The following is a 1177-nucleotide window of genomic DNA, read 5'->3' on the forward strand; positions in this document are numbered from 1 at the left end:
CGCTTTCAGCTGACCAAAAGCTCTTTTCTAAATCCTCTTCTTTCTCTACCACTCTCATACCACGGCCACCGCCACCTGCAGCTGCTTTTATAATCACTGGATAGCCAATTTCACTAGCTAATTTTTTAGCCATTTCCATATCTTTGATAGCGCCATCACTACCTGGGACAACTGGAATTCCTGCTCTCATCATCATCTGTTTGGCTTTGCTTTTATCACTCATTAAAGCCATAGCCTCTACACTTGGGCCTATAAATTTGATATTGTGCTTTTCGCAAATTTCTACGAAATTTTGATTTTCACTCAAAAATCCATAACCTGGAAATATCGCATCAGCTTCGCTAATCTCGCAAGCTGTGATAATAGCTGGGATATGTAGATAGCTCTCGCTACTTCTAGCACCGCCTATACAGATACTAGCATCAGCGTATTTGACATAAAGAGCATCTTTATCAGCTGTAGAATGCACTACAACTGCTTCTTTACCCATCTCTTGGATAGTTCTAAGCGCTCTAAGGGCTATTTCACCACGATTTGCTATTAGGATTCTTTTAATCTCTCTCATAGTTTTTCAACCTCAAATAACGCCATACCAAATTCCACCGGCTGGCCATCTGCGATTAGGGCTTTTGTAATTCTACAATCAAACTCAGCTTCAATCTCATTCATAATTTTCATCGCTTCTATAATACCTATAGTGTCGCCTTTTTTCACTGTTTGACCTACCTTAACAAAGCTTGGAGCGCCTGGACTTGGAGCTATATAAAATGTCCCTACCATCGGTGCGTTTAATGTATCAGTTGCTGTTGAAGTAGTTACTGTTTTTTCATTTACTACTACATTGATTGGGGCTGGAGCTATTTGCTCGCATGGCTCATGTTTTTCTAGCTCGATTACGAAATCACCATCTTTTATCTTAATTTTATTAATGTTTGTCTCATCAAAAAAGCTCATAAGCTCTTTAATCTCATCTCTTGTCATAAATTCTCCTTAAATTAAGTAAAATTTCATAATTCTACCCAAATTATCTAAATAATAAGCTAAACTTTAGTTTAAAGTAGAAATTGCTATAATCTTACAATTTAATTTTAAAGGGAAATTTATGGGTTTAAAAAGCGATAAATGGATACGCCAAATGAGCTTAGAACACAAGATGATAACTCCATTTTGCGAAGAG

General features: G+C 37.0%; 2 protein-coding genes. Both read right to left on the reverse strand.

Annotated elements, in window-relative coordinates:
* Positions 1-565 (reverse strand): biotin carboxylase N-terminal domain-containing protein (locus CIGNP109_RS08265; RefSeq protein ID WP_141081057.1); only part of this gene is annotated, 565 nt, incomplete at its 3' end.
* Positions 562-981: an acetyl-CoA carboxylase biotin carboxyl carrier protein gene (gene accB, locus CIGNP109_RS08270; RefSeq protein ID WP_086228904.1), complete on the reverse strand. Its 420-nt coding sequence runs from the start codon at positions 979-981 to the stop codon at positions 562-564. The genes accB and CIGNP109_RS08265, both read right to left, overlap by 4 nt.
* Positions 982-1177: the final 196 nt, after the last annotated feature.

This window comes from Campylobacter sp. P0109 (assembly GCF_002138755.1).
Lineage (GTDB): Bacteria > Campylobacterota > Campylobacteria > Campylobacterales > Campylobacteraceae > Campylobacter > Campylobacter devanensis.

Excerpts from the sequence above, each read along its gene's own strand:
- accB (WP_086228904.1), bottom strand. The coding sequence starts at position 981 with ATGACAAGAGATGAGATTAAAGAGCTTATGAGCTTTTTTGATGAGACA.